The 2,144-nt window shown below is 65.5% G+C and carries 4 protein-coding genes; 2 read left to right on the top strand and 2 right to left on the bottom strand.

Annotated elements, in window-relative coordinates:
* Positions 1–490: hypothetical protein (locus tag D7W82_RS40830; RefSeq protein ID WP_158617814.1), on the top strand; the 490-nt coding region annotated here is incomplete at its 5' end.
* Between the two features lie 144 nt (positions 491–634).
* On the opposite strand, the gene D7W82_RS39360 is transcribed toward D7W82_RS40830, so the two are convergent.
* A complete protein-coding gene (locus D7W82_RS39360; protein WP_120623146.1) occupies positions 635–886 on the bottom strand; it encodes a hypothetical protein in 252 nt (83 codons plus the stop codon).
* A gap of 228 nt (positions 887–1,114) precedes the next feature.
* Between D7W82_RS39360 and D7W82_RS39355 the strand changes: the two genes are divergently transcribed.
* Positions 1,115–1,354 carry a hypothetical protein gene (locus D7W82_RS39355; protein ID WP_147439779.1) on the top strand — a complete coding sequence of 80 codons (240 nt, stop codon included), beginning with the start codon at positions 1,115–1,117 and terminating at the stop codon, positions 1,352–1,354.
* Positions 1,355–1,458: 104 nt separating this feature from the next.
* Here D7W82_RS39355 and D7W82_RS39350 read toward each other — a convergent pair whose 3' ends face one another.
* Complete coding sequence (locus D7W82_RS39350) at positions 1,459–1,908, bottom strand: hypothetical protein (protein ID WP_120623144.1); 450 nt, start codon at positions 1,906–1,908, stop codon at positions 1,459–1,461.
* Positions 1,909–2,144 lie beyond the last annotated feature (236 nt).

The following is a 2,144-nucleotide window of genomic DNA, read 5'->3' as shown; positions in this document are numbered from 1 at the left end:
GGCCAGCTATGCCCCCGATGGCAGCGTCCTCGCCGGGAGTGGCCGCAATGCGGGCGGCATGCAGGACGTGGACTACGTCGCCGGGATTGGAATGGGCGCCCAGGGTGGCACGGGCGGCCATGGGCGCGTGGTCATCTCCTACGACGTCGAGCAATACCCGCTCTCGAACGCGATGCGGTGCAGCACGCGCCCGAGCCTGAACCTGGGGGAGGGCCAGCTCGCCTGCTACGGCGTCTGGGATTACGGCAACGCCTTCGGCAATGACATGGACATGTGCGACGACGAAAACCACGGTCCCACGACGGGCTGTGTCGTCAGCACTCCCGCCTGCGCGAGTAGCAGGGCGACCGCCGTCGCGCACTTCACCCCTTCGTCCGCCAGCAGCGCCCAGTTGTCGGCCATCGCGGCGAACCTCGGCGTGTCGACCCAGGTCTTGAAGGAGGGAATGGCCCGGGTCTGGGCATACAACTGCTCGAGCAGCACCCCATAGGCCCTCCATCCTGCCCTCCAGGTACCGCCCATGGTAGTCAACCAAGTATAGGACGGATAGGAGCCCTGTTGAGGGCGGCGGGCTGAAGTATGCAGACGGTGCCCGGTCCGGAGGTTTCGCGGGCCGGGCGATCCGTCACTTCGCCTACCCGGTCAGCCGGGAGAGTTGCTCCCGGAGCGCGCTCTTCGCGCGCGGGAAGCCCTTGTCTACACCAGCGTCAGCGAGCCCCATGGCGAAGGCCGCGAGCTTCTGCCCGGTGAATGGGGCGACGTGAACGATTCCCTGATTATCGGTCCCCTGGTAGTCAACGAGATCCCTGCGCTCGTTGACCAGGAGTTGCATCCGACCTGCGATGAAGGCGCGGAGGTAGATGTCGTAGATGTCCTGCTCTTCCATGGCTGGGTGTCCTTTCGTAGAGATGGCCGAAGCCACCGCGCCCGGTTGTGCCGGGACGCTCCGACACCCTACCGGCTCGGACTGACGTTCCTTGGGCGCCCCTACATCCCAGTGGGTCAGCTCCGCCCGCGTCCATCCCCATCTGGGGAGTCTGGCGGGCCACCAGCGGGTGCCGTACGGTGGCCCCGCCCACGGCGCCCACGACGAGCGCCCGGCATGGGGGACACCATGGACAACGACTCGCTGTACCAGACCTACCTGAAGGCATTCGCGCTGGTTCGCAGCGGCGCCACCTTCGAGCCCAGGATGCTCCTGGGCGAGGGCGAGGGCATGGCACGGCATGATTACGACGAGCGGGAGATGGCCGCTATCGCCTTGGGCGTCAAGAATGGGGCTGACAAAAGCAACGCCATCTTGCCGAAGGCCGAGGTGATTGGCCGGGTCGCCGAACTCTGCCCCCGCCAGTAGTGCGCTCCTGGCCCGCGCTCACGTCGCGTGGGCCTACCCCACGTGCTTCCACGTGGGACGCATCATCCGCCGGCCCGCTCCCGGTCAGGATCGGGCCGGCGCGCCTACTTCTTCAGCGCGGCGTAGAGCGCGACCGCCATCGAGAGAAACGAAACAATGATGGCGATGCGTGCCGTCCAACGGTTCCGTCTCGACTCGGCGATGGTGTCTCGGTGCTTCACCGTATCCGCCGCGTGGCGTTCGTAGTTATCCAGATTCTTCAGTTCCGCATCGAGCCGCCGCTCCCACTGCGCCGCTACTTCTGCTGGTAGCGCGGCGTACATGCTCCGAATGCTAGCAGCCATTTTCTGCGCAACACCGTGCCGAAGCATGGCCTCAATAGAGTCGCGTTCATCCTGTGAACGAACCGCCGCGTTGATGCCCGGCATCGCGTGTTTGATGTATAGGTCGACGCAGTTGACGAGCGGCTTGCCGTTCTTCTTCCACTCCACGGCAATGTACTGCCTCACTTCTCGCAGACTCTCTTCGCTGCTCGGCGAATCCTTGTCACCCATCGCACTCTCCCTATAACTGCTCGGCGCAGCCTACCCCACGCGCCGCCGCGTGAGGGGTTGATCTAGGGCTGACGAGCAGAACCCCTGCGGTGGTCCTGCTCGCCGCGACCTAGCAGGCTGTTGAGAAACCCCTCCGAGGGATCGACAGCCCGCACCGGGGCGTGGTGTCCTCCGCGCATCGGAGGCAGCGATGCGTGGACGCCCCAAGCAGCAGACGACGCTCTTCAGCCTGAGGA

The organism is Corallococcus sp. CA049B (assembly GCF_003611685.1).
Lineage (GTDB): Bacteria > Myxococcota > Myxococcia > Myxococcales > Myxococcaceae > Corallococcus > Corallococcus coralloides.
The sequence above is the reverse complement of the archived record's forward strand: the minus strand, read 5'-3'. Positions and strand labels throughout refer to the sequence as shown.

Coding starts and splice junctions, on each gene's coding strand:
- D7W82_RS39360 (WP_120623146.1), bottom strand. CDS start 886: ATGGAAGAGCAGGACATCTACGACATCTACCTCCGCGCCTTCATCGCA.
- D7W82_RS39355 (WP_147439779.1), top strand. CDS start 1,115: ATGGACAACGACTCGCTGTACCAGACCTACCTGAAGGCATTCGCGCTG.
- D7W82_RS39350 (WP_120623144.1), bottom strand. CDS start 1,908: ATGGGTGACAAGGATTCGCCGAGCAGCGAAGAGAGTCTGCGAGAAGTG.